Genomic DNA, 25,675 nt, shown 5'->3' with positions numbered 1-25,675 from the left:
TAGATTGTATTGAATATATCAAGATAATCAGATATTAAATTATTTATAATTTTTGCAATTGATTCTTAACTAAGAAATTATGTATAAAATATTAAGCCGAATATTCCTGTTCTTAAAAGTTTAGGAATATTCGGCTTATAAAAAACTTGAAGCTTAAATTAAAACTTGGTTTATTTTAAAATAATCCTAAAGTTAAAGATTTATCAATAGGAAAGGTTGCACCTATGCCTAACCATAGTGCTACAGCTGTTCCAAAAAGAAATACGCTAGAAGCTAGAGGACGGCGGAAAGGATTTTGAAACTTATTTACACTTTCAATGAAAGGAATAAGCATTAATCCTAAAGGTATAGCTGCTTGACAAGCAATTCCCAATAATTTACTGGGAAGAATTCTTAGAATTTGGAAAACAGGGTATAGATACCATTCAGGTAAAATTTCTAAAGGCGTAGCAAAAGGGTTAGCTGGTTCTCCAACTAGAGCTGGATCAAGAACAGCCAAACCACTTATTAGACCAATAGTTCCAAAGATTACCACTGGAAAGATATAAAGTAAATCGTTAGGCCAAGCTGGTTCTCCGTAATAATTATGACCCATTCCTTGAGCTAACTTAGCACGCAATTTAGGATTGCTTAAATCTGGCTTTTTTTCAATGGCCATTTAATTAATTCTCCTTATTAGTATGAATAATAGATTATTCATGTTTTTGCTTAAACATTAATAATCAGAATCAAATTATCTAAACTTTGTTAGTAGTTAATTTGTTCTAATTAACATTTTGAAATTCAGAATTACAAAGGACCAGAGATTCCTTGTTTACGAATCATTAAGAAGTGGGCTAACATAAACACCGCAATTAACCAAGGGAAAACAAAGGTGTGTAGACTATAAAAACGAGTAAGTGTTGCTTGACCTACACTTTGTCCTCCTCTTAATAGTTCTACTAGTGAGTCTCCTACTACTGGGATAGCTGCTGGTACACCAGAAACTATTTTAACTGCCCAATAACCAACTTGATCCCAAGGTAAAGAATAACCGGTTACTCCAAAAGAAACTGTAAGCACAGCCATGGTGACCCCTGTTATCCAGGTTAATTCACGAGGTTTTTTGAATCCACCTGTAAGATATACTCTGAAAACATGTAATATCATCATCAAAACCATCATACTAGCTGACCAACGATGGATAGAACGGATTAGCCATCCAAAGTTAACCTCATTCATGATGTATTGAACTGAGTTGAATGCTTCAGCAACACTAGGTTTATAATAAAAAGTCATTGCAAAACCAGTAGCAAACTGGATGATGAAGCAGACTAGAGTAATTCCACCAAGACAATAAAAAATATTAACGTGGGGTGGAACATATTTGGTAGTAATATCATCAGAAATAGCTTGGATTTCTAAACGATCATTAAACCACTGATAAATTTTAGAATCTGTAACTTGTTTAGAGAACATTGAAACTATAATCCGTTATCAAATATAAGATAGATGATTGGTATCGTGAGTGATTCACTGTACTGTCTTTTAAGAGGTATTCTCGCTAAGGTTTAAACTTTAGTAAACACAGTGTCTTATTAAGAAATTTAACATAATCATTGCCTTCACTCCAATATAATTTGCATTATTACTAAAGAATTTTGAGTATGTTAAAGCTGAAAACCTAGTATATGTAGTGTTAGTCTTTTTATAAAGTTAAATATATAAATTAAATATATAGATTCTATAGTTGTTATTCAATATAATTTGCTACCGTGGTGTAAAACTAACTTGAAGATTTTTTTGTCAGTTCTATAATTTTTTTAAGAATAATGTTGAACCAAGTATCTTTTGCGCTGCTATTTTTTTTATTATTGAGAGACTAAACACTATTTTAAATAAAACAGCCCTATCTCAAGTATTAAACAACATCAAACTGCAGATCAAGATTAAATATTTAAGTAAAGATACATATAAAAACTTATTAAACTTTGATAAATTTAATTTTTATTTTACCAAAGATCTAAAATTATTTTTAGGATAATTATAATGAATCCTCCGAGTTCTTATAATCGGAGGGATTCGAGAAATCATGAAGTCATAGCAATGATTATATATTGTTACCAAAAACTTGGTTTTTTACTGCTTCGAATTCAGAAAGTAACTCTTTTCTATTAGATGATTTCCAAAGGTAACGCCAGGTAAACCAGAGTGTATAGCCTAATCCAATTATTTGTAATAAAGGAGCTAATAAAGGAACATCATCAATAGCTCCTAAAACAGCAATCATGATCTTGACACTAATGAAAGATAGAATCAATAAGCCAAGAGTAGTTAGGGGCTGTTTATACTCGCTAAAGAATCGACCAACATATTCGGGAACTTTAGCAAAACTATCTACCATAGGAGTTAACCATTCCTGCCAGGGTTGATTACCTAGAGAAAAAGCTGGTGTAAGACTTCCTTCTGTTTCAGTACTTAAGTCTTTTGGGTTTGTTTGCTCTTGAACATTGAATTCCATATCTGCTGTATCCTTTTCAAAATCTAAGAAGTGAATATTGTAAATGCCAAAAGACATCACACTATAAAATAGACTGCCTAACCTGCGCTCATTTTATAAGCTACCTTTAACAGGTAGATCTTTTAAGTACAGACAAGACAATAATAAACATTTTTATCGGATTTTAAAACCTTAAAAAACAATTTAGACAAATTATTGATTAACTCTCTAGTGTTTAGTGAGATAATGTTACATTAATTAACGAAATATAGTTAATTTTTGTTCCTCTTCAATTTCGATTTATAATATTTCTATTGTTTAGGAACAGTAAATTTCACAGGAATTATTTGGACTTTCAGTTAACTTAACTTTATGTAATACAACTCCCAGATTTCTAATTGGTTCTTCTAATAGCTGAGCAATATAAAGAGTGATATTTTCAGCTGTAGGAATAGTTTGAACAAAATATGGAATATCTTTATTAAGGAACGTATGATCAAAAGGTTCTATGACATAGTCATTAATTATATTTTGCAAATCTACAAGATTTACGATCATTCCAGTACGTACATCAATATTACCGCTTACAGATATGTCTAGATGATAATTGTGTCCATGGCCATGAACACGAGCACATTTTCCATAAATATTTGTATTTTCTTCTAAGCTAAGATTAGGAAGAGCTAGACGGTGCGCTGCACTAAAGTGGACTTGGGTGGTTAATGTTGCCTGCATATCATTTCCTCGGTATTCAGCCCAAAGTTTGGGGTGCTCAAATAACTTTATGCCAGTAATAGGTAGATGTGGATATAAGTGTTCCCAAATTATCCTAGCAATATTTTCAGTAGTGGGTAAAGTATCACTAAATTCTTGCCAAATATTATTTAAACAAGAATAGTTAAGTTCATCAATAACTCGTTGTTTAATTATTTTTTTAATAAAAGAAAGGTTTTCAACCATTCCATACTTATTTATTTCTCCTTCCAGTGAAATAAATAAAACGTAGTTATGTCCATGACCTGGGGAAAAACTGTTAGCTCCAAATTCTTCTTCATTCTTAGTTATACTCCATTCTGGCAAGTAGTATCGATGACTGGCACTAAATTCGGCGCGACGATTGACAGTACATTTCATGATAAATGTGATACTAAGAAACTTTAGTAGAATTTTTTAAATCCATATACTTTAGTATAGATCGTTTTAAATTATTTCTAAAAATATATAGAACACATATTATAAAAAATTTTTACTGTCGGCTTGGTACGAAATAGTTCTCTAAATACGATTCTTAGAAAAACCGTTAAAAATCAAGTTTCAATCAAATCAATTAAGCTAGTCAAGAGAAAACTATAATTTTTTACAATTCCAATCAAGTATAAAATATTCATCATACTTATTTTTTATGATTTATTGGCGTAGCAAACAGTCATAAACTAGTACAATTATCAATATTGCTAATATTTTTGGTATGCATAATGACTAACATAGAAATATATACATGGAGTTCTTGCCCTTTTTGTATTCGGGCTAAAGCACTACTTAATCAAAAGAATTTAAAATTTGTTGAATACTGCATTGATGGAGATGAAGCAGCACGAGCTAAAATGACTGAAAGAACCAATGGAAAAAGTAGTGTACCTCAAATTTTCATTAACAATAAGTTCATTGGAGGTTGTGATGAATTACATTCTATGGAAGCAACTGGAGGTTTAGACAAGTTATTAGAAGAGTAAGCAAATAATGAAATTAGCATTTGTTGTTGATCCTATTTCAGAACTTGAGCCTAATCATGATAGTACTATTGCCATGATAGAGGCGGCTCAGGACTTAGGACATGAAGTATGGGTCACTAAAATTAATAAACTTAGCATTATTGAAGGAAAAGCTTGGGCAAGAATGTCCAGGATAGAAGTAGACCTAACATTTTTTAGGGAGAAGCAAAAACCTAAAAATATTTCTTGGTATGAGATATCTTCCCAAAGATTAGTATGTTTAGATGATATGAATGTTGTTTTTATGAGGAAAGATCCTCCTGTTAACATTCGTTATCTTTATGCAACATATATCTTAGATCTTATTAATCCCATAAATACCTTGGTTCTCAATTCACCTAGAGGATTACGTGAAGCTAACGAAAAGATATATGCTTTACAATTTCATCAGTTCATGCCGCCTACTATCGTAGGTAAAGATAAAGAGATTATCCATGACTTCGTACATACATACAAAACAGCTGTTTTAAAACCATTAGGAGGTAAAGCTGGCGAAGGGATTTTAATTTTAAACCTACAAGATCCTAACCTTAATTCAATTATTGAAATTAGTACTCATCAGGGGCAGGAACCAGTAATGATACAACAGTTTCTTCCTGAAGCAAAATATGGAGATAAAAGGATTATTTTACTAAATGGTAACCCTATAGGAGCAGTAAATAGAGTACCTACTGGCCAAGAATTTAGAGGGAATATGGCTGTTGGAGGAAGAGTTGAAAAGGCAGAAATTAGTCTTCAAGAGCATGACATGTGTAAAGTTTTAGGAAAGAAATTACGGCAAGATGGTTTATATTTTGTAGGAATTGATATTATAGGTGGCTATCTTACTGAAATAAATGTTACTAGTCCTACTGGTATCAGGGAAATTGATAGTCTTGATCAGAAAAATTTAGGTCAAGAAGTAATTAAATGGGTAACATCTCAATAAAAAATTGTAATTAATATATTAATTTCTATGACTTTACTCTCAATTCCAACATGGATGATCCATATTGCTAGTGTAACTGAATGGATAATCGCTATTTGGCTTGTATGGACTTATTCAGAAGTAAGCAATAAGAATTATTGGAAGTTTCTTTCAGTTGCTATGCTACCATCATTGGCCAGCGCTTCATGTGCATGCCTTTGGCATTTTTTTGATAATTCTCCATCTTTAGATTGGCTGGTAACTATACAAGCAGCATTAACTTTATTAGGTAATAGTACTTTGTGTCTTGCTGGCAGACATATTTTTCTTAATTCCCAAGCTATAGATAAAGAAAATTCCGGATCCAGTGAGTTGACCTAACTGAGTTATCTTTCAATAATTACGTGGTGTATTCTACTAAAATTCTAAATGTTTTATTATGTTATCTGTAAATACATTATTCTTATTATCTTTATTTCCTTATCTTGGTTTTTTATGGTTTTTAACATACTCAAAGGAAACACCAAGACTTGCGTTAATAGGTTTTTATTGTTTATTGATTTTTGTTGCAATAACAATTCCTGCTGGTATTTTTGCAAAAGAAGTATATGAAGAAGAGTTAGCCAATATTGATTGGTTACATGGAGCAGCTGAACTATTCCTCACATTGTCTAATACTTTAGTAGTATTTGGATTCTATGAAGAAATTATTAAATATAAAAATAAACAAGATAAATAAATTGTATTACCCTTGTTTTCTTGATTTTTCGATAGTATTTGAGCACTCGTAAATATTACAAAAATTAATTTGAATAACGTAAAAATAAAAATATTTCTTGATTTTATAGATAAAGATGAGCTTAAAGCATAATTTTTGTATTAGCTATTTTAATTATTACATTATGATTGATTAATGTAATGCTATCCTTTAGTAAAAAAGAAATACTTATCTAATAGACCTTATATGAAAATAGTAAAAACTTTAAAAGCAAAAATTTTTAGATACTCTACAGCATCTCTAGCCTTATCTGGATGTTTATTCACTTTATCTCCTGATCTTTCTATGGCTAATGGAAATTCAGGTTTAGTTATTTTTAGTGGTATAGAAAATCGTAGTGATATTTTAGAGTATAAGCTTGATTTTAACGGACGCCCTAAGTTTTATGGTGAACGTATGAGGTTGCGTGTACCTAAAAAAAAATTAACTCAAGGCGTTAGCAAATTCTTTGTATCTTATCTTAAAGATCCAAAGTTTGATGGGAAGTTTAATACAAAATCTGTAGATGTTCGTGTTGGTGGAGAATCTATCCCGATTAAAGAAATTTATTGGGACAAAGAAAATCGTGTACTAGAGATTGATATAGAAAAAGATCTTGAGGCAGGGAATTCAGTTGAACTTGTATTCTCTAATCTTAAAAATCCTAGTTCTGGTACTTATTATTTTATTTGTGATATTTTAACTTCTGGACAAATTCCACTTAGAGTTTATGTTGGTACCTGGATAGTTTCTTTTTCTCGTACCTAAATGTTACTAGAAATAGTGTTTTCAAGAAAGTTTATTAACTTTCTTAAAAACGCTTTTCATACCTAACACGAAATCCATTAAGAGCATAATCATAAGATAAACGTACATAACCTTTGTTTTCAACTTCATATATGGTTTCTAAAAAAGGGACAATTCTAAAATCTGCACTATTAATAGTTTCATTTACAGATGACTCTAAATCGTAAATAAAACTTTGAAATACCATTGGTAAAGCTAATTGTACAATACCAAATTGTACTAATTGTTCTGTATTCTGATCTTGTAATTCTTCTGCTAAAACTAAAAATTGTTCTCCTAATAAACGAACAATTTCTCCTTGGGATCGTGGAGGATTACTAGTTAAATTAATAACAGGATTACTTAATAGTTGCTCTCCTACAGTTCCTTTTGTTGTAATAGCTTGTAAGCAAATACTAGCAGTTTCTAAATCTGTTTCAGATAGATGAGTAGTATTTTGGATTGGTTTAAGTAAATTATTTATTTGGCAAACTTGATTTGCATCTTTTCCTAAGTTTGGAGTTAATTGAGACAAAGGACCATCAAGTGATAAATCAATATCAATCCTTTGTACCTTACTTAAACTGTCATCAGGAATTTCAGTAGTATCTCCTGTTCGAAAATTTCTAGCCGTGTCCGGAACCTCTGAAACAATAGCTCTCATAGAAATATCTAAACTAGGATTTAGTAAACCTTTTTCTGGAATAAAGACAATCTTATTATCTTTTCTTCGTTCAACGAAGAAACGAGTGTCTAAGAAATTTACTAAACCTCTATTTACATCAATTTTCCCTTCTGGTTTTACTGAAGTAAAGTCTGTTAATGAACCACTTATCATAACGTCGCCACCAAAATCAAATCTAAACAAAGGTAATACTTCGATAAATAAATTTTCAAGACTTAATTGAAAATTCTGTAATTCAGGAATAAAGGAAATAAACTGACTATTTGCATTATTCTGTCTTGATCTTCTCTTTACCCATTGATTAATTTGAGCAACAGTCTCTTCCTGGTCTTCCACCTTTGTTGGTAAGAATATTTGCCCATCAATTAATTTTATTTGACCACCAATAATTGGTTGAATAGCAGCACCTGTTATTGTCAACTCACCGTCTACTATACCTTTATACAATTCCTCTAATTTTATTTCTCCTTTATCAATTGAAATAATTAAAGGATTGTTTAAGTTTTCTTGTGGTTTAAATAAAGGTAGAATACCACTAATTTTTAAGGTACTGTCAGCAAAATTACCTTGTATTTCTTTGACATCAATAATTTGTTTATTAATATTGATCTTCCCGCTAACTGTTAGTGGTTGAGAAAGTGTTTTGCTCTGAAATATTGTTTCATTAAGTATAATGGCTCCCCCTATACTTAAATCTGATAATAATAATCCTTGGGATGCATCTAATTGACCTGTAGCTTGTGCATTAATTTGACCTTCTCCACTAGTTAAAGATATTTGTTCGTTTGTTATGATACTTAGCAATTGAAGTGCCTCAGTATCTAGTTGAATATTAATATCAAACTCATTATTTTCTTCATAGTTTATGAACGGAATATTAACAGATGCAAATATTATTGATGATTCATTAGTTAAAAGTTGAAATCGAGAATTTTCGTAACTAAATTGTCCTTCAACGGTTGAATTTAATGATTGTCCTTCAAATGCAGCATCTACAAATGCAAAATTACCTTGGAGTTGGGGATTGAAAGTATCTCCAATAATAGAACCTGATGCATTTAATGCTCCAGTAGCATTTATGGGAATATTTATAAAATTTTTAATAGTGTCAACTGAAAGATAGTTAATTTGCCAGTTAGCATCAATTTCTTGTAAAGAAAATTCTCCATCTAAACCAAGACTAGTACCATTAATTTGAATAAAAGCAGGATTAATGTTGATAATATTATTTGCGAGCTTAGCATTAATTAATACTTCATCAATAGGAATAAATGATTGTCTTCGAACAATTAAACCTAAAGGATTTATAACATCACGATAAGGTTCTCGAGAATGCCATTCCCATTTTTTACCTGTTAAAGTGATATCTACTCTGGGATCGTGCAAATTACCCCCTAATATGATATTTGTATCAAAGTTTCCACGAATATCAAGTTCAGTAGGGACGCCCCATTTTTCTTTCTTATCAGCTAGATTACGTATATTTTGATCGATTATTGCTAATAAATTGATTTGTTCTGCAATATTAGCATCAACATTCCCTATTGATTCAGGCAAAAGATCTACTATGTTTTGACTGTCAATAGTTTTAACTTGTAATAAATCGAGTAAACGTTCGATATTAAAAACTTTTGATATGGCAAATAAATCTTTTATTTGTCCCTCTTTAATGCTTAATACACCACTAATATCTTCTGAGATTAAATTAATTGATGCTTGCGCTTGATATAAGCTTTTTCTTAAGCCTAAAGTAATATTTTCTAAGTTGATAATATTATTTTTATAAACTATTTCAGCCCCTAACTGTGGTGTCTCAATAAGATCAGTATTAGGGTTTTTAATTTTTAACTTTCCTTTCCCTTCTAAGTTAAATGGATTGATAATAATTTCAGTGTCTAGTACACCTGAAATGTAATTGGATATATTATAGTTTTTACTCGGAGGTATATTAAAAATATTAAGCGGAAGTGCTTTAATAGTAGCAACTACATCATCATTTTTTAATTTACTTTGTATAACCATTGGTACTTCTGAGCCAAATTTCTGAAGTAATGTAAAAAATGATGGGAGATATGGCAAAGAACATTTTGACTTAATACATGGTTGCAAAGACATTTTAATTATATCTTCAGAACCTTGTAAATCAACAAAGATACTTTTCCCCACAGGAATATTGATTTTACCTACTAGTAAAGGTTCAAAAAATTTTTCATTAATAGCAAAATTTTGTAGAATTAAATCTCCTAGTATTTGAAGGTTTCCTCCAGAGAATACATCAGTTAATAATTTTTTTATAATCAAGGTCCCTTTAAACCTTCCACTACCTTTTAATTGTAGTTCTTTAGCAAAAAACTTTATTTTAGAAGAAGATGATGGGAAAAATTGATTCAGATGAATTTTGTCAAGAATCGAATTTACTTCTAAAGAAAGATAAGCGTTTATATCGGGTTTTGTAAATATATTAAAAACAAAAATGTCTCCAGTTGCATTTAAAGATTGTTTATATTCTTGAGACTGAATTATTATATTTTTGGCTTTAATTCGTAAATTCTCTTCTCTATTAAATAGATTTGATATATTACCAGAAAGTATCGCTTGCCCACTTAAATTACTGCTATTAGTTTTTAATGTCTTAGGAAGAATGTTATTTAGAATTAATCTTGGATTGAATTGAGATGCATTAATTTTAGAATTCCATCTATTATGTTTTAAATGAGTTGTAGAATTTATAATTCCTTCGCCTGCTGTTAATTGCAAATCAATATGTGCTTCTGTATTGGTAAGATCAGGTTTTTTTCTTATTAAAGGTAGTAGTCGACTTGAAATAGCTATTTGTCCTTGAACTTTGTGATTTAAAACAGGCAAGTTAGATATGAAATTATCTAAATGGAAATCAGAAAATCGGGCTATTCCTTTTATGGTTCCATCGCTTAAAGTACTTGTAATCTTGATAGGATTATTGTTTAGAAAAAATTCTATATCAGCATTTCCACTAAAGCTATTAATATTAGGAGTAGTTCTTAAAGAAGAGATAAAAGAATTTATGTTGCCAGTAATATTTACTTTGCTAGTAGTCTGTATCTGATTCGATAAGATAGGAGAATGAGATTTAAAAAAAAGATGGTTGGCTTTAATTGAGGAAGTTAAAATACCGTTTCTGATTTCTACATCAGTAGTCACAGGGTTATTCTGTAAAGATATCTGCATAGTTCCATTAATATCAAAATTTTTGATATCAGAAATTTTAATATTAGATAAATTTATTAAAGAACCACTGAAGTTTATGTTGCCTCGATCAAGATTTACAGAGGTAGGTAAAAGCGAAAAATACCTATTAAATAATAAATCTGAAATAAAAATATTTCCTGCTATATGTTTTTTCGAAAATTTTGTTTGAATGTATATACTACTTTCCCCTACGCTAAATAGTATCTTTTCTAGGCTCTCAAAACTATTGATAGTAAGATTATTTAATTGACCTGTTAATCTAATGGTTCCTTTGCGAAAGACGATAGGTTGATTTGTTAAATCTTTAGGACATGCAATCAAAGTACAAGATAATTTTATAAGTGGATTAAAAGAAAAGTTATTTGCAACAATTAAATTACTCCATTTTTTACTACTTATATTACCTATCCCTTTAATTTGAAGATTACCTTTGTCAGTATTAAGTACTGTATCTTTTAAAAAAATATTTTTTTTACCAAAAATGATTGTCCCTTTTCCAGATAATTGTTGTTTTGCAATTTTTACTATTTGAGGAGCAGACCATATAATTTTCCCTTTGGGATTTCCAAGGTTCCCTTTAAACTCTCCATGAATTTTTAATTCACCAAATCTAATATCCTCAGATATTTTATGGTAAGAACTTAAAACTTTTTCAAACGGAAGATTTATTTGTAAACCTAATAAGACAGGAATCTTTTGCCAATTTATAAACTCATTTTCGTGTATCAGATTTAAAAAGTCTATATATGCTTCCCCTGCTGCAAAAAGTTCTCCTCCTTCACTCGTTTGAATTTGAAAGCGCTTTAAATTAATCTTTCTTAAATTAGCTTTAAATATAATTTGAAAATTTTCAATAAAACTATTTTTAATTAATAGTGGTTTGTTATTTTTAATTATTCCCGTAAAAATAGGATCTTCAACTTTGCCGGTTAATCTTATTTCGCTTTTTATATTCCCGTATAACTTTGGCTTTGATTCATCATTGAGAAAGTCTGGAAACTTATTGATTAGAGAATAGTTGGAATTAATATAAATGTCATAACCTTTTTGTAAATTAATAGAACCTTCAAGTTTTGTTATGGTATTTCCAAATATCATTTTAGTTCTGTTGAATTTAAGGGTTTGCCCAATAAACTCAAGACCTAAATATATATTTATTGGGGATTCTAACTCTTTAACTGTTGATGTAAGATTAGTAACTTTTAGTTTTCCTGCTCCTTTGATTTTTTCTATCTCTTTTAATGAAGGTAGAGAAATATTCAGATCAGTGTTTAAGAATCCTTTGCTTAGCTGAGTAAATAAATTATTACTTGAACTAAATAATTTATCTAATTCAAGTCTATTAACTACGATTTTCGTTCTGGTTTTCCAAGATTTTATATCCGTAAGACCTTTAATATCAATTTCACTTCCTAACAAGCCAACATTTACAAAATAGTTTATTTTTTGATTATTATTTGATTTATATGTGTATGAAAATTTTCCGTTAACATTTAATTTTGCTATCTTCTTAAAATTATTAGGAAGTATAAAAACATTAGCATTATTTAAATAAAAATTGGTTTTAATCTTAATGGGTATATTTAACTCTTCTTGTAACTTTAATTCTGGTAATGCTATCCATTTTTCTTTCTTATCTTGACTGACATAAAAATTTGGATTATTGACAAAAATGTTAACGTCTAAAGTTTGTTTTATAAGAAATGTAAAAAAATCTACAGTAATAGTAGCGTTTTGAATATCAATATAGTCTCCACTATTTTTAGTTGCAGAAATAGATAAATTTCCAATTCGAATAGAATTAATAGAAAGATTTTCGATTAATCCAACCTTGACATCTCTTTCCAGAATTTTGCTTAATCTAGATGAAAGAATAAATGATAATTTATGATACACAAAATAGTTGGCTCCTCCATAGAGTAAAATCCCTAATGACACAACCACTCCTGTGGAAAATAGAACAAAAGGTTTTCTAACAAAGCCAACTAGTCCTGCCCACTTTGATTTTAATGCTTGATATTTAGATACTTTTGAAAGCGGCTCAAGGGAGCTTTTAGCCATGGTCAGTTCATCAGAGGTGCAAGAAACACAACGACTAATTTAACACAAATTGTGTTAAATTCCTTTTAGATAAATAGTTTGCTTTATGTAGATCTTTGTATCTTATTGTATTAGATATTTTTAATATAATAATTTAAATCAACAATTAATTATTTCAATACTTTTTATAAAAATAATAAATCTCAATATCATTAACTGAAAATAGCACAGATATAGTTCACTAATTACATTTAATTATTAATAGTAATATTATAAAAACGAAGTAGAAGATTTTTCTTTACTATTTTCCAACTCTAAATAATTCCAAATAGTGTGTAATAACTCTTTGGTTCCTGCTTTTGTAACTGCTGAAATATTGAAAATTGGCGCATTAGTTAGTTTGTTCATTTTTTTTGTTATTGCATCAATATTGTTTTGATCACATGCATCAGCTTTATTTAAAGCTATTATCTGAAAACGATCACTAATTCCTTTTCCATAAGCTTTTAATTCATCTTGAATGATTTGATAGTTTTTCAGAGGATCATCAGCAGTAATGTCTATCAAATGAAGTAATAAGCTGGTTCTTTCAATATGTCTTAAAAATTCATAACCTAGCCCAATACCTTCATGAGCTCCTTCAATTAGTCCTGGAATATCAGCAAAAACTGTTCCGTCTCCTGTGGTTTTTCTCACTACTCCTAAGTTAGGAGTTAAAGTAGTAAAAGGATAATCAGCAATTTTTGGACGAGCAGCAGATAAAGAAGAAATAAGAGTTGATTTACCAGCATTTGGCAATCCTATAATACCTACTTCAGCAAGTAATTTTAGTTCTAACCTTAAAAATCTATGTTCTCCTTCCAATCCAGGTAAAGCATGTTCAGGAGATCTATTTTGATTGCTAAGAAAGTGCTTATTTCCAAAACCTCCTTTTCCTCCTCGGGCAATACATATAATTTGTTTATCTATAGTTAAATCGCCTAGTATTTCTTCCGTTTCAAGATCATAGATCACACTCCCGCAAGGAACTTGGATAATATTATCTTTTCCTGCAGCTCCTGTACAATTATTTGTTCCTCCTCTTCTTCCACCATCAGCTTTAAAATAATGAGAATATCGGAAATCAAGAAGAGTTTGTAAATTTTGCGCAGCTTGTAAGTAAACTGAGCCACCTTTACCTCCATTTCCTCCAGAAGGTCCTCCTGCTGGAACATATTTTTCTCTTCGAAACGCTACTATCCCATCACCACCTTTTCCTCCTTCTACTTCAATCTCGGCTCGATCGATAAATTGCATATTGTTTTTTTATTAGATATGGTTCAACGTAATAATAAACTTAATATAAGGTAACATTTATTAACACTGTAAAGATTATTATCTGTCCTCTATTATCATTCTTTTTATGATACGATTCAAGCCGTAACCATATTTGATAGTGAGGAGAATAATCTTGGTTTTACGCGTTGCTGTCGTTGGATCAGGTCCAGCCGGATCTTCTGCTGCTGAGACATTGGTAAAAGCCGGTATCGAAACTTATTTATTTGAGCGCAATCTGAGCTACGTCAAACCTTGTGGAGGAGCTATTCCTTTATGTATGGTTGATGAATTTGAGCTTCCACCTACAATTATTGATAGGCGAGTCCGGAAGATGAAAATGATATCTCCATCAAATATTGAAGTCGACTTAAATTTGGACAATAAAGACGAATATATAGGGATGTGTCGTAGAGAAATTCTTGATGGTTTTTTGCGCGATAGAGCTGTTGAATTAGGTGCTAATTTAATAAATGGTACAGTTTATCAATTAGATACTCCTCAAAATTCTCAAGATCCTTATACTATCTACTATGCTGATCACTCAAATGGTCAAGCTTTAGGAGAGAAAAAAACTCTTCAAGTTGATGTAATTATCGGAGCAGATGGTGCAAATTCCCGTATCGCCAAATTTATAGATGCAGGAGATTATAATTACGCTATTGCATTTCAAGAACGTATTCGTCTACCAAAAGATAAGATGAATCGCTATGAAGATTTAGCAGAAATGTATGTAGGAAAAGACGTTTCCCCTGATTTTTATGCTTGGATATTTCCAAAGTATGATCATGTGGCTGTGGGAACAGGAACCATGAAAAACAACCAGGCTATGATCAAAAAGCTGCAGGCAGGTATTCGCAGTCGCGCATTTTCTAGGCTAGAAGGCGGTGAAGTGATAAAGGTTGAAGCACATCCGATCCCTGAACATCCTCGACCACGTCGTGTTGTTAATCGCGTCGCTCTAGTTGGTGATGCAGCAGGAACTGTTACTAAATCTTCTGGGGAGGGAATTTATTTTGCGGCCAAGTCGGCACGTATGTGTGCTGAAATAATTGTTGAAACCAGTAATTCAGGTAGAACCATTCCTACTGAAGATGATTTAAAGCTTTATTTAAAACGCTGGGATAAGCAGTATGGTACTACCTATTTAGTTTTAGATATATTACAGCATATTTTTTATCGTTCTGATGCATCTCGTGAAGCTTTTGTCGAGATGTGTGCTGATAAAAATGCTCAACGAATGACTTTTGATAGTTATTTGTATAAAACTGTTGTTCCAATGAATCCTTTAGTACAGATGAAGCTAACTGCTAAAACTATTGGCAGTTTACTGCGAGGTCATGCTTTAGCTCCTTAATTAATAATAATAATAAATATGAGGACTTTCATCCTCATATTTATTATATTTCTTTGAAAATCAAGAAATATTAAAACTTATATTTTAAAGATAGTAATTAATGTATTCGAATACTGTAGTCTTTCTTATTTTAATACAATCAAAATATTCTTAAAATCTAAAAAATCTTTATAAAGTTTGTAAAGATTTTGTTAAAAATATAATTATCAAAAGTTTGTACCCCACTTTTAACATCGACTTTTTTATATACTTTGCGCAGGTTTTTATTTAGACTATACTTTAATATATATATTAATATTTATAAAAGTAGGTATTTTGAAAAATATGTACCCCAAAGATGGCGAAACCCTAGATGTTTATGTAAAGAGATGTCGCCTTGCTTTAAAACTAACACAATCTGCAATGGCTAGAAAAATTAACATTAATACTCAGAGCTTAGGTAAAATTGAGTCAGGAAAAACACAGAAGCTAAATCATAAAACGAGACTAGGGCTCGCTGAAATTCTCAATGTTTCTGAAACTTGTATTGATTCTATTTGCAGAGGAGTTGCAATCACATCAGAAGAATCTCCCAAGATTTGTCCTAAATGCTGGTCTCCTGGACATAGTCTAGAAGCTATGTGGTTAGACAAACGCGCAAACTATTGTTTTTTATGTGGTTCTGCGCTGATAGATCGTTGTATGCAATGCGAACAACCTATACCGTCTCTAAAATTTCGTTTTTGCGGTTATTGTGGTCATCCTTACAATCAGCAGCAAGAAAAAACATATTGATCTTTTCTGCCTAACATTTTTGCTCTGTGAAGTTCTATCTTCTAAAATTGTGTTATTTTGGAAAAAGTGGTATCGAAAATAAAAATTTTCGATACCACTTTTAAGTAACTTGATACTAAAACCCTTGATAATGCTAAAACTTATAAATATAGAGCAAGAAACATCATCTATTAAGAGATTAATTACTCTTTGGCTACTGGATAAATCATCTCCTATGACTCGTTATGAATATGAGAAAGATTTATGTTATTTCTTTGAATCTATGTCGCAAAAAACGGTAACAGAAGAATTGATAAAAGAATTTTTAAGTATCAAGCCTTTTCAAGCAAATGCTGCTCTTATAGCTTATAAAGGTTACTTAAGGAAGAAACAATTAGCTCCATCTACTATTAACCGAAAGATCAGTGTTATCAAATCTTTCGTTTGTGCAGCACATCGTTTAGGACTATGCCAATATTCACTTAAGGATGTTGTCGGTAGTGAAAGATCGAAGCCTTTTCGGGATACTTCTGGAATCACTTTAGAAGAGTTTAAAAAGGTTTTAATGGTATGTGATTTGAAAACCATAAAAGGAACAAGAGATAAAGCTTTATTGATGCTGTTATGGTCTAATGCACTGCGAAGAAACGAAATTAGTGCATTAGATATAGATGATATCGATTATTCAAACAGTAAACTATGGATAAAAGGAAAAGGATATAACGAAAAGCATGCCATAGATTTATCTGTTAAATGCGTAGAAGCTATTAAGTATTGGCTAGTATACCGGGGTAACGAAGTCAAAAAATATACACCTCTATTTACTTCTTTAGACTCGAAATCCATAGGAAATCGTCTTAGCGGAGACGGGATATACAAAATTGTTCGCCGTTATTGTGAAAAGGCAGGAATTGAAAAACGCATTTCACCACATAGAATTCGACATTCATCAATTACCACTGCCTTAGATAAAAGTAATGGAAATGTCAGAAAAGTGCAAAAATTATCGCGACATAAGAATTTAAATACCTTAATGATTTACGATGATAATCGCAACCAGGATCAATTAAAACTTAGTAATCTACTAGAACAAGATTTATAAGAATATCGTATAAATATAAAAAATAAATCATTAGAACAAAAGCTAAATACTATTGTTACCCTTACATCCAAATTCAATTTTACCTAAGCTCTGAGTATTAATGTTAATTTTTCTAGCCATTGCAGATTGTGTTAGTTTTAAAGCAAGGCGACATCTCTTTACATAAACATCTAGGGTTTCGCCATCTTTGGGGTACATATTTTTCAAAATACCTACTTTTATAAATATTAATATATATATTAAAGTATAGTCTAATAACTATATTTAAATCTAGTTATTAGACTGTGTTATTACCTAGCAATACAGTCTAAATTTTAAAAATATAACCTCAAAATAATATATATAAAGAAAAATAGTCTATCTAAAAATATATTTATGTATCAATCTTAATTGGCTTATTGTGGTACTTAAATAACTAAAAATATATAGACAATCAATATATTGCACTTGTATATCAAAGAAAGCTAATGCTTAGGATACTTTACGCCTAATTCTAAGGCTCCCGATAATGTCTTAAAGCTAATTACGTGGACTCTGAAAAAAGAAGAAAAAACGTTAATAAAAAAGTTATACTAAAAGCATATTTTTTTGATAGATAAATCTTGTAGAGGATAGAAAAATAGTTAATACAATAACAAACTAATTTTAAAATACTATATAAAAACCTGCGCAAAGTATACAAAAAAGTCGATATTAAAAGTGGGGTACAAACTCTTGATAATTATATTTTTAGCAAAATCTTTACAAACTTTATAAAGATTTTTTAGATTTTAAGAATATTTTGATTGTATTAAAATAAGAAAGACTACAGTATTTATAAAAACTGTTTTATAAATGAAGAATTAGATATAACTTATAGAAGTAATTATCAATGTACGAAAAGTTTTCTATGACTAATGAAAAACAACAAGAAATTCAAGAGGCTGTTCAAGTAAGAAGAAATTTTGCTATTATTTCTCATCCTGATGCAGGCAAAACCACACTTACTGAAAAGTTATTACTATATGGAGGTGCCATACATCAGGCAGGTGCAGTAAAAGCAAGACGTGATCAACGTAAAGTAACTTCTGATTGGATGGAGATGGAAAAGCAGCGTGGTATTTCGATTACTTCTACTGTTTTACAGTTTAAATACCAAGGCTTTCAGATTAATTTGCTAGATACTCCAGGACACCAAGATTTTAGCGAAGATACTTATCGTACTCTTGCAGCTGCTGATAATGCTGTAATGCTTATTGATGCCGCAAAAGGATTAGAAACTCAAACAAAAAAGCTTTTTGAAGTGTGTCGTCTTCGAAAACTTCCTATTTTTACTTTTATAAACAAAATGGATCGTCCAGGACGTGATCCTTTAGAGCTATTGGATGAGATTGAACAAGAATTAGGATTAAAGCCATACGTTGTAAATTGGCCAATAGGTACTGGTGATAGCTTTAAAGGAGTTTATAATCGCTCTCAAAAAGTAATAAACTTATTCAAACGTTCTGCTCATGGAAGTCAACAAGCAGAAGTAAAAAATCTTGAAATAGAAAGTGAAGAATTAAAAAGTTCTATAGAACCAGAAATTTACTCAGAGTTCAGGGATAGTTTAGAGATACTTGAAGAATTAGGAAATGATTTTGATCTAGAGAAGATTCACTCAGGAGGCATGACTCCTGTTTTCTTTGGATCAGCCATGACAAATTTTGGAGTACAACCATTTCTAGAAGCTTTTTTAAAGTATGCTTTAAAGCCTGATGGACGCAACTCATCTATTGGAATAGTTGATCCAACTTATCCAGAATTCAGTGGTTTTATCTTTAAACTGCAAGCTAATATGGATCCCAAACATCGTGATCGCGTAGCTTTCATTAGAGTCTGTACGGGAAAGTTTCAAAAAGATATGATTGTAAACCATGCAAGAACTGGTAAAACTATTCGCCTATCTCGTCCTCAAAAATTGTTTGCTCAAGATAGATCTTCTGTTGAAGAAGCTTTTGGTGGAGATGTTATTGGTTTAAATAATCCAGGGATGTTCGCAATTGGAGATACGATTTATAGTGGACAGAAATTAGAATATGAAGGGATTCCCTGCTTTTCTCCAGAATTTTTTTCTTATTTAAAAAATTTAAACCCTTCTAAATTTAAGCAATTTCAAAAAGGAATTCATGAATTAAAAGAAGAAGGCGCAATTCAAATTATGCATTCTACTGATGGTTTTAAACGTGACCCTATATTGGCAGCAGTAGGAAGACTACAATTTGAAGTAGTACAGTTTAGAATCTTAAGTGAATATGGGGTAGATACAACTCTAGAATCTATACCTTTTGAGGTGGCTCGCTGGGTTAAGGATGGATGGAAAGCCTTAGAGAAAATAGATAGAGTCTTTAATGCTATTACAGTTAAAGATAGTTGGGATAGACCAGTTTTATTATTTAAGAACAAATGGGCCTTACAGCAAGTAATAACAGACCATCCAGAACTAAAATTAGATAGTGTTGCTCCTGTTGGTTCAGGCTTTCAACCTAGTTAATTATAAAAAAGATTTTTAGGGGTATTTTCTTTTTTTGTTTTGGATATTATGAATGTAAATATTTATAATAAATTTAGATGCTTTAATTTTCTAAGGAATAGGTAGTCTTATTATGAACGTACATAAAGCTGAACTGCCCCTCTGGGTTCAAGACCGTAACACGGTTATAAATGATAGTGAAGGAGTGAGCTGGAGAAGTGGTGAAAAGCCTGATTATTCTTATACGGATCAGTTTTTAAAAAAAGAAAGTCAGTATAATCATTCTCCAGAATCATTAGAAGCAATTACACAAAATTTAGTGAGAACATTCGAAATGGAGGCTTCTCATAAAGAGGATGTTAATCAATGGCTATCAATTGTCATTGATAAATTTCAAATGAGTAGTAATGGAGGTCCTGCATACACTGCACAAGATGTTGCAGAGCAAGGTACCTATAACCTTTTCATTGATAAAAGTGAGAGATATGATCCTAGTGATTTAAATTCATCAGTTGAATTATTTCACAAAGCTTTTAAAAATGGTTTTCTTTGGGAAGTAACAGAAGTTTTATCTGGTCCTCCAAGTATTGCTTTTAAATGGAGGCATTGGGGTGAGTTCAATGGAGCTTATAAAGATTATCAACCAACAGGGAAAATAATAGAAGTTGTAGGCATGAGTATTGCTAAAGTTACAGAAGATTTGAAAATTATTTCCGTAGAGCACTACTTTGATAATGATTCTTTTCTTAATAATTTAACTACTGGCTGTCCGTTACATAAGTAATTAAAAAGTTAATATTTTTTATATTTAGATTTTATGAGGATTGGCATAGCAAATCCTCATAAAATATGGCTTTAATAAATAAATATCATAAAGAAACAACCAAATAATTATCTTGAAATTTTGCAGACTTTACGGCCTTACCCACCAAAGGATCAGGTAAGTAAATCTTACGTCTTTGGTCTCCAGCTTCAACAGTAAGTTCTGAAACGGATTGGGTTAATTTTACTTGGTTTTTTTCAAAACCAGGTAGAAATATTTTAATTTGACCAGTAGCAACATCAATATCAATAGATAAAGGAGTGTGAGATTTATCTAAAAAGTCTGGTAAAGCTTCTATTAAAGGCTGCCAGTTATCTTCAACCTTTTTAGGTAAGGAAAATAATTTTAACTGATCAAAATGTTTGTCTATAGGTAGTCCTGAACTTTGGTTAACAATTACACCTTTAACAGATAAGCCTACTTGATATGCTCCACCCCAAAAATATTTAGCTGCGGCAACTGCCGCCTTGTCTTCAGTTGTTATTAAATAAGCAGCAATGCGACTGCTATCCTTTAGGGTTGCATTACCTTCATGTAGGATATTGTTATTAGAGGCCTTGTCGATATCATCCAAAGTCCACGAAGTATTTAGAATAGTACTAATCAATGGTTGGATAAATGGGACCAAAGTTTTTCCTAGATCAGATTCAGCAAATATTTGACGAAATCTTTCTAAATACCAATTCAAGACACTCGGAATACTAAACATTCGTAATGTACGAAAAGTATTACCACCGTCATAAATGACAACGTCATAAATACCACTTTGGTAATATTTCCTTAGAGCATTGAGTGCTAGTGCCTCATCCATGCCTGGTAAAATCCCTAATTCTTGTTCATAGATACTTTTAAAAGTTGGTAGCTTTAAGTATTTAGCTTCTAAATCTTTAAATTCAGTCCAAATTTCTGATAAAAGTTGACTTGACTTTAGATTTACCAATTCAAAATTAGGCTCTATCTCTGTCGGGGAAGATTGTGCAGGAATATTTAATAAAGTATCAAAAGATGGGGTTGAATCTTGTGATACTAATAAGACACGTGATCCAGAAGCTGCTAATTTTTTTGCTGTAGCTATAGCTACAGTAGAACTGCCACTAGCACTTTTCCCTAAAAAAGTTAAAATTAAAGCCATAAATAGAAGTTGTTTTAGTTATTATTCAACGGGTTTAAGTTCTTCACCAAAAAACCAAGTAGTGGTTTTATCGGCAAATTCTACGATCGCACCAATTCCACTTCCGTCAGTCATTTTGAAGCTTTTGATGATGCCTTCTTTCCCTAACTTGTCGGCAACGTTTCCAGAGACACGGTCTCTAAGATGAATTACTTTGACTTTTTGACCAATTTCCATATAAATATACTGATTGTATTAGTTAATCACTCATAAGTTTAGCTGAATTTGACCCATCTTCGTGGATAAAATTTTGTTAACATAGTTGGGAACAATTTAAGAAGAGTACCTGACATTTAGTACATTATGCTATTAATTCCTAGATTTGTAGGTACTTATACCTAATTATGACATCGCTAAAAGCCGGTCTAATCCATATCAGAGATAGTATCTCTAGTAAGATTATTAATAAGCTTGGTAAAGATGTATCGTCAACAAAACGATACCTAGAGCTAGTACAAATATTGGTAGAACGAAATTTAAAAGGGCGTTATCGGGGCTCATTTTTAGGAGTTTACTGGTCATTGCTGAACCCTTTAATTATGACAGGATTATATGCAGCGATCTTTGGAACAGCTTTTAGTGAATACTATCAAGATTCCACCCTTAGATATGTTTTGGCTGCTTTTACGGGTTTAATTGTTATTAATTTTTTCTCGTCATCTACTAGCCAAGCATTAACTAGTGTAGTAGGCAATGGAGCTCTTTTAAACAAAGTTCGTCTTCCAGTAACAGTTTTTCCAGTTTCAATGATTGTAGCTAATATATTTCAATTTATCGTAGGTTCATTGCCATTATTAGCTATTGTTACTTTGATAATGTCTAGAAACCCTATAAATGTATTAGCTCTTCTGCTTCCACTTATAGCCCTGGGTCTCGTGTGTACTGGTATAGGATTTCTAGTTAGTGCACTATACGTATTTTTCCGAGATTTACCCTACTTTTATGAATTGGTTTGTTTTGTACTTTGGATTAGTTCTCCAGTTTTTTATCCAGCAGAGATTGTTCCGTCTGCTGTAAAACCTTTTTTATTTTTTAATCCATTAATTCCAATTATTGAAAGTATTCGTCAAATATCTCTATCAGGATCTTTGCCTGATATGATACTGGTCTTACATTCATTTTTGAACGGTATTATTTTATTGATGCTAGGCTGGATTTATTTTCGTTCCTGGCAAAAAAACTTTATGGATTTGCTTTAGAAAATTAAATGATAGAAGCAATTAGACTCGATCAAGTCTCTCTATGGCGCAGAACTCAAGAGGAGTTTTCTTATGATTTGAAAAGAACTATTTTCTCTTTTCTAGAAGGAAAATATCGTCAACCGTCAAGAAAGTTAATTCTTAATAATATTAACTTGACAGTTAGTGTTGGAGAAAAGATTGGTATTATAGGAGCAAACGGTTCTGGTAAATCTACTTTACTTAAAGTTATTACTGGTATTTTAGATCCCACATCAGGACAAGTTCGTGTAAAAGGTAAAATTGCTCCTTTGATTGAGCTGGGAGCAGGGCTCGATGGAGAGCTTTCTGTGGCTGATAATATTGTTCTGTATGGTGTGATGCTAGGTTTCTCTCGTCAGAATATGAAAAATCGTGTTAATGCGATTTTAGACTTTGCTGACTTAAATGATTATAGATTGGCACCTGTTAAATCTCTTTCCTCTGGAATGGCAGCTCGCCTTGGTTTTGCGATCGCCACAGATGTTGAACCAGATATTTTAATTTTAGATGAAGTTTTGTCTGTAGGTGATGAAAATTTTAAGCACAAATGTAAAAAAAGAATGGATAAATTATGGGGACATAATACAACTATCTTAGTTGTTTCTCATAGTTTAGATTTTATTCAACAATCTTGTGATAGAGCCATATGGATCAATCGAGGAAAAATTGAATATGTAGGAAAAGCAGATGAAACTATTCATCAATATTTAGCTTCTGTTTAAAAATAAGATATAGGATTATAAGTTATTTATGAAGATTTTAATTACTGGTGGAGCTGGATATATTGGCTCAGTTCTAACTCCGATATTATTAGCTAAAGGGTATGAAGTTACAGTTTTGGACAGCTTTATGTTTGGGCAAAATAGCCTAGCTGATTGTTGTCAATATGATAAATTTCATGTTGTCCGTGGTGATTGTCGCGATGAATCCTTAATTAAAAAATTACTTAAAGACTCTGACGTAATAATTCCTCTAGCTGCTCTTGTTGGAGCACCACTTTGTAGTAGAGATAATATTGGTACACGTACTATTAACTATGAAGCAGTCCAATTAATTTGTGATTTAGCTAGTAAACAACAAAGAATTTTAATGCCTGTAACTAACAGCGGCTATGGCATTGGTGAAGCAGGTAAATTTTGTACTGAAGAGTCTCCTTTACGACCTATTTCTCTTTATGGAACTACTAAAGTTGATGCAGAAAGAGCAGTTTTAGAAAGAGAAAATAGCATTACATTTCGTTTGGCAACTGTTTTTGGTATGTCTCCAAGAATGCGCGTAGATTTATTAGTTAACGATTTTGTTTATCGTGCTTTTTATGATCGTGCAGTTGTTATTTTTGAAGGACACTTTAAACGTAACTATATTCATATTAGAGATGTAGCTAAAGTTTTTATTCATGGGATTGAAAATTTTGAACGAATGAAAGGTAAGCCTTATAACGTAGGTTTAGAAGATGCCAATTTATCAAAATTAGAATTATGTTTTGAAATTAAGAAATATTTACCAAACTTTACTTACTTGGAAGCTCCAATTGGCGAAGACCCAGACAAGAGAGACTATATTGTATCTAATCAACGTATATTAGATACAGGTTTTAGCCCTGACTGGTCTTTAGGAAGAGGAATCCAAGAATTGATTAAAGGTTATACAATTCTACGTAATAGTGTTTATTCTAATGTCTAAGCGTTAATATAAAATTTTCTATTATATTGGGGAAAGAAGATATTTTCTTTCCCCAATACTATTTGTACAAAAAGCTTATACGAATAGTAAATAAAGTAGCCTAAAATAACCTCTTCATATTCATTCACTAAATCGAAGAATCTTAGTTTGCTAGTTATTTATATAAGATATGTATATGGTTTAACGTTTTTGTAAAATAACATTAAGAAGTAATTATTTTGCAAATAAAATGTTATGCCCTAGAAGCTTCAAAATTAAATTTATTCGATAAATCATTAACAGATTTCAAAAAGTTAGATTTTATAACGCGATTTAAGGTATCAATTTTGAAGCCTGAAGTTCTACTAAAATTACCTAAAAAACTAGGGCTGTTTCTAAAAAAGGTTTTGGGATACTAAGTTAAAATTATTGAACAACGACAGGTATTCCTAGGCTTACAAGTTCATATAATTCTTTGACATCCTGATTTCTCATTCTTACACATCCGTGAGAAACAGCTTTACCCATAGAATGTTCTCCTGCAGTTCCATGAAACCCAACGTATTTACCGTCTTGCTGGCTAAAAGCTATCCACCGCTCTCCTAAAGGACTATTAGGTCCAGCAGCACTAATCCTACCATTCCAAGGATTTTTCCATTGAGGATTCTCTACCATCTCCATTACAGCAAAATTTCCTTTTGGAGTTTCCCATCCTTTTTTACCAATAGCTACTTTATAACTTTTTATAACTTCACTATTTTGATAAACATAAACGCGGCGTTCTTTTAAATTAATACTAATATGACTAGCCATTGCCTTATCTTCTGTTAAAGCAATTATGCTAATTGGATTTTTAATTCTAGAAATAATTATTTCAGACTGTTTTGAGATTGTAGTATCTTCACCTAGCAGTGTTAAATTTTGGCTAGTCAGTATGAAAGTGAATGCAAATAAAGAAAAAGTAGAATTCATTTTTTTTAGAGTTCTAGTACAATACTGTGACTAGATGTCTTGTGGTTAACAGATTTCAAGTATCCTATTTATATCTTATAAGATATTTATAAAAAGACTGAATAAGTTAGAGGTGTTTTAATAGTTCCTTACCTTATCATAATTATTTTTATCTTT

General features: G+C 31.2%; 23 protein-coding genes. 13 read left to right on the top strand and 10 right to left on the bottom strand.

What is annotated here, in order from left to right; all coding sequences use genetic code 11:
* Positions 1-175 precede the first annotated feature (175 nt).
* The 4 genes from petD to UCYN_RS04535 all read right to left on the bottom strand — a co-directional run bounded on the left by petD (position 176) and on the right by UCYN_RS04535 (position 3,613).
* Positions 176-658 carry a cytochrome b6-f complex subunit IV gene (petD, locus tag UCYN_RS04550; RefSeq protein WP_012954335.1) on the bottom strand — a complete coding sequence of 161 codons (483 nt, stop codon included), beginning with the start codon at positions 656-658 and terminating at the stop codon, positions 176-178.
* A 131-nt stretch (positions 659-789) separates the two neighbouring features.
* Complete coding sequence (petB, locus tag UCYN_RS04545) at positions 790-1,458, bottom strand: cytochrome b6 (RefSeq protein ID WP_012954334.1); 669 nt, start codon at positions 1,456-1,458, stop codon at positions 790-792.
* 631 nt (positions 1,459-2,089) lie between these two features.
* Entirely contained in the window at positions 2,090-2,500 is a 411-nt protein-coding gene (locus UCYN_RS04540; RefSeq protein ID WP_041487875.1) for a CAAD domain-containing protein, read from the bottom strand.
* A 297-nt stretch (positions 2,501-2,797) separates the two neighbouring features.
* Positions 2,798-3,613: a 6-pyruvoyl trahydropterin synthase family protein gene (locus UCYN_RS04535; protein WP_012954332.1), complete on the bottom strand. Its 816-nt coding sequence runs from the start codon at positions 3,611-3,613 to the stop codon at positions 2,798-2,800.
* A gap of 338 nt (positions 3,614-3,951) precedes the next feature.
* Here UCYN_RS04535 and grxC point away from each other — a divergent pair, with 338 nt between their 5' ends.
* The 5 genes from grxC (at position 3,952) to UCYN_RS04510 (ending at position 6,683) form a co-directional block, all read left to right on the top strand.
* On the top strand, positions 3,952-4,212 hold the full coding sequence (gene grxC, locus UCYN_RS04530) for a glutaredoxin 3 (protein WP_148207785.1): 261 nt from the start codon (positions 3,952-3,954) through the stop codon (positions 4,210-4,212).
* Between the two features lie 7 nt (positions 4,213-4,219).
* On the top strand, positions 4,220-5,179 hold the full coding sequence (gshB, locus tag UCYN_RS04525) for a glutathione synthase (RefSeq protein WP_012954330.1): 960 nt from the start codon (positions 4,220-4,222) through the stop codon (positions 5,177-5,179).
* Positions 5,180-5,206: 27 nt separating this feature from the next.
* Complete coding sequence (locus UCYN_RS04520) at positions 5,207-5,539, top strand: DUF2499 domain-containing protein (protein WP_012954329.1); 333 nt, start codon at positions 5,207-5,209, stop codon at positions 5,537-5,539.
* A gap of 58 nt (positions 5,540-5,597) precedes the next feature.
* Positions 5,598-5,897: a DUF3593 domain-containing protein gene (locus UCYN_RS04515; protein WP_012954328.1), complete on the top strand. Its 300-nt coding sequence runs from the start codon at positions 5,598-5,600 to the stop codon at positions 5,895-5,897.
* A gap of 225 nt (positions 5,898-6,122) precedes the next feature.
* Positions 6,123-6,683, top strand: a complete 561-nt coding sequence (locus UCYN_RS04510) for a DUF2808 domain-containing protein (RefSeq protein ID WP_012954327.1) — start codon at positions 6,123-6,125, stop codon at positions 6,681-6,683.
* Between the two features lie 43 nt (positions 6,684-6,726).
* On the opposite strand, the gene UCYN_RS04505 is transcribed toward UCYN_RS04510, so the two are convergent.
* Together UCYN_RS04505 and obgE are read right to left on the bottom strand one after the other, a co-directional pair.
* Positions 6,727-12,675 carry a translocation/assembly module TamB domain-containing protein gene (locus tag UCYN_RS04505; RefSeq protein WP_012954326.1) on the bottom strand — a complete coding sequence of 1,983 codons (5,949 nt, stop codon included), beginning with the start codon at positions 12,673-12,675 and terminating at the stop codon, positions 6,727-6,729.
* A gap of 249 nt (positions 12,676-12,924) precedes the next feature.
* On the bottom strand, positions 12,925-13,950 hold the full coding sequence (gene obgE, locus UCYN_RS04500) for a GTPase ObgE (RefSeq protein ID WP_012954325.1): 1,026 nt from the start codon (positions 13,948-13,950) through the stop codon (positions 12,925-12,927).
* Positions 13,951-14,104: 154 nt separating this feature from the next.
* On the opposite strand from obgE, the gene chlP reads away from it, so the two are divergent.
* From chlP to UCYN_RS04485, 3 genes are all read left to right on the top strand, one after another.
* Positions 14,105-15,325: a geranylgeranyl reductase gene (gene chlP, locus UCYN_RS04495; RefSeq protein WP_012954324.1), complete on the top strand. Its 1,221-nt coding sequence runs from the start codon at positions 14,105-14,107 to the stop codon at positions 15,323-15,325.
* Positions 15,326-15,649: 324 nt separating this feature from the next.
* On the top strand, positions 15,650-16,099 hold the full coding sequence (locus UCYN_RS04490; protein WP_012954323.1) for a double zinc ribbon domain-containing protein: 450 nt from the start codon (positions 15,650-15,652) through the stop codon (positions 16,097-16,099).
* Between the two features lie 130 nt (positions 16,100-16,229).
* Positions 16,230-17,180, top strand: coding sequence for a tyrosine-type recombinase/integrase (locus UCYN_RS04485; RefSeq protein WP_012954322.1), 951 nt, complete (start codon positions 16,230-16,232; stop codon positions 17,178-17,180).
* A 42-nt stretch (positions 17,181-17,222) separates the two neighbouring features.
* Here UCYN_RS04485 and UCYN_RS06130 read toward each other — a convergent pair whose 3' ends face one another.
* Positions 17,223-17,378 (bottom strand): helix-turn-helix domain-containing protein, encoded by a 156-nt coding sequence (locus tag UCYN_RS06130; protein WP_012954321.1) that lies wholly within the window; start codon positions 17,376-17,378, stop codon positions 17,223-17,225.
* 691 nt (positions 17,379-18,069) lie between these two features.
* On the opposite strand from UCYN_RS06130, the gene UCYN_RS04480 reads away from it, so the two are divergent.
* Positions 18,070-19,692 (top strand): peptide chain release factor 3, encoded by a 1,623-nt coding sequence (locus UCYN_RS04480; protein ID WP_012954320.1) that lies wholly within the window; start codon positions 18,070-18,072, stop codon positions 19,690-19,692.
* Between the two features lie 112 nt (positions 19,693-19,804).
* Positions 19,805-20,455, top strand: a complete 651-nt coding sequence (locus tag UCYN_RS04475) for a hypothetical protein (protein ID WP_012954319.1) — start codon at positions 19,805-19,807, stop codon at positions 20,453-20,455.
* Positions 20,456-20,540: 85 nt separating this feature from the next.
* Here the strand turns inward: UCYN_RS04475 and UCYN_RS04470 are convergent, their stop codons facing one another.
* Both UCYN_RS04470 and petP read right to left on the bottom strand, forming a co-directional pair.
* Positions 20,541-21,626, bottom strand: a complete 1,086-nt coding sequence (locus UCYN_RS04470; protein ID WP_012954318.1) for a Get3/ArsA fold putative tail anchor-mediating ATPase NosAFP — start codon at positions 21,624-21,626, stop codon at positions 20,541-20,543.
* A 21-nt stretch (positions 21,627-21,647) separates the two neighbouring features.
* Positions 21,648-21,842 carry a cytochrome b6f subunit PetP gene (gene petP, locus UCYN_RS04465; RefSeq protein WP_012954317.1) on the bottom strand — a complete coding sequence of 65 codons (195 nt, stop codon included), beginning with the start codon at positions 21,840-21,842 and terminating at the stop codon, positions 21,648-21,650.
* 167 nt (positions 21,843-22,009) lie between these two features.
* On the opposite strand from petP, the gene UCYN_RS04460 reads away from it, so the two are divergent.
* The 3 genes from UCYN_RS04460 to UCYN_RS04450 are packed head-to-tail and all read left to right on the top strand — an operon-like array spanning position 22,010 to position 24,568.
* Complete coding sequence (locus UCYN_RS04460) at positions 22,010-22,864, top strand: ABC transporter permease (protein WP_012954316.1); 855 nt, start codon at positions 22,010-22,012, stop codon at positions 22,862-22,864.
* 8 nt (positions 22,865-22,872) lie between these two features.
* Positions 22,873-23,607 carry an ABC transporter ATP-binding protein gene (locus tag UCYN_RS04455; protein ID WP_012954315.1) on the top strand — a complete coding sequence of 245 codons (735 nt, stop codon included), beginning with the start codon at positions 22,873-22,875 and terminating at the stop codon, positions 23,605-23,607.
* A gap of 28 nt (positions 23,608-23,635) precedes the next feature.
* The gene (locus tag UCYN_RS04450) at positions 23,636-24,568 is read left to right on the top strand and encodes an NAD-dependent epimerase/dehydratase family protein (RefSeq protein ID WP_012954314.1); all 933 of its coding nucleotides are present in this window, start codon (positions 23,636-23,638) and stop codon (positions 24,566-24,568) included.
* A 405-nt stretch (positions 24,569-24,973) separates the two neighbouring features.
* Here the strand turns inward: UCYN_RS04450 and UCYN_RS04440 are convergent, their stop codons facing one another.
* Positions 24,974-25,519, bottom strand: coding sequence for a L,D-transpeptidase (locus UCYN_RS04440; protein WP_012954312.1), 546 nt, complete (start codon positions 25,517-25,519; stop codon positions 24,974-24,976).
* Between the last annotated feature and the right edge of the window lie 156 nt (positions 25,520-25,675).

The sequence above is a fragment of the Candidatus Atelocyanobacterium thalassa isolate ALOHA genome (assembly GCF_000025125.1).
Classification (GTDB): domain Bacteria; phylum Cyanobacteriota; class Cyanobacteriia; order Cyanobacteriales; family Microcystaceae; genus Atelocyanobacterium; species Atelocyanobacterium thalassae.
This window is presented reverse-complemented; position numbering and strand designations above follow the sequence as displayed.

Coding starts and splice junctions, on each gene's coding strand:
- petD (WP_012954335.1), bottom strand. CDS start 658: ATGGCCATTGAAAAAAAGCCAGATTTAAGCAATCCTAAATTGCGTGCT.
- petB (WP_012954334.1), bottom strand. CDS start 1,458: ATGTTCTCTAAACAAGTTACAGATTCTAAAATTTATCAGTGGTTTAAT.
- UCYN_RS04540 (WP_041487875.1), bottom strand. CDS start 2,500: ATGGAATTCAATGTTCAAGAGCAAACAAACCCAAAAGACTTAAGTACT.
- UCYN_RS04535 (WP_012954332.1), bottom strand. CDS start 3,613: ATGAAATGTACTGTCAATCGTCGCGCCGAATTTAGTGCCAGTCATCGA.
- gshB (WP_012954330.1), top strand. CDS start 4,220: ATGAAATTAGCATTTGTTGTTGATCCTATTTCAGAACTTGAGCCTAAT.
- UCYN_RS04520 (WP_012954329.1), top strand. CDS start 5,207: ATGACTTTACTCTCAATTCCAACATGGATGATCCATATTGCTAGTGTA.
- UCYN_RS04515 (WP_012954328.1), top strand. CDS start 5,598: ATGTTATCTGTAAATACATTATTCTTATTATCTTTATTTCCTTATCTT.
- UCYN_RS04510 (WP_012954327.1), top strand. CDS start 6,123: ATGAAAATAGTAAAAACTTTAAAAGCAAAAATTTTTAGATACTCTACA.
- UCYN_RS04505 (WP_012954326.1), bottom strand. CDS start 12,675: ATGGCTAAAAGCTCCCTTGAGCCGCTTTCAAAAGTATCTAAATATCAA.
- obgE (WP_012954325.1), bottom strand. CDS start 13,950: ATGCAATTTATCGATCGAGCCGAGATTGAAGTAGAAGGAGGAAAAGGT.
- UCYN_RS04490 (WP_012954323.1), top strand. CDS start 15,650: ATGTACCCCAAAGATGGCGAAACCCTAGATGTTTATGTAAAGAGATGT.
- UCYN_RS04485 (WP_012954322.1), top strand. CDS start 16,230: ATGCTAAAACTTATAAATATAGAGCAAGAAACATCATCTATTAAGAGA.
- UCYN_RS06130 (WP_012954321.1), bottom strand. CDS start 17,378: ATGTACCCCAAAGATGGCGAAACCCTAGATGTTTATGTAAAGAGATGT.
- UCYN_RS04480 (WP_012954320.1), top strand. CDS start 18,070: ATGACTAATGAAAAACAACAAGAAATTCAAGAGGCTGTTCAAGTAAGA.
- UCYN_RS04475 (WP_012954319.1), top strand. CDS start 19,805: ATGAACGTACATAAAGCTGAACTGCCCCTCTGGGTTCAAGACCGTAAC.
- UCYN_RS04470 (WP_012954318.1), bottom strand. CDS start 21,626: ATGGCTTTAATTTTAACTTTTTTAGGGAAAAGTGCTAGTGGCAGTTCT.
- petP (WP_012954317.1), bottom strand. CDS start 21,842: ATGGAAATTGGTCAAAAAGTCAAAGTAATTCATCTTAGAGACCGTGTC.
- UCYN_RS04460 (WP_012954316.1), top strand. CDS start 22,010: ATGACATCGCTAAAAGCCGGTCTAATCCATATCAGAGATAGTATCTCT.
- UCYN_RS04455 (WP_012954315.1), top strand. CDS start 22,873: ATGATAGAAGCAATTAGACTCGATCAAGTCTCTCTATGGCGCAGAACT.
- UCYN_RS04450 (WP_012954314.1), top strand. CDS start 23,636: ATGAAGATTTTAATTACTGGTGGAGCTGGATATATTGGCTCAGTTCTA.
- UCYN_RS04440 (WP_012954312.1), bottom strand. CDS start 25,519: ATGAATTCTACTTTTTCTTTATTTGCATTCACTTTCATACTGACTAGC.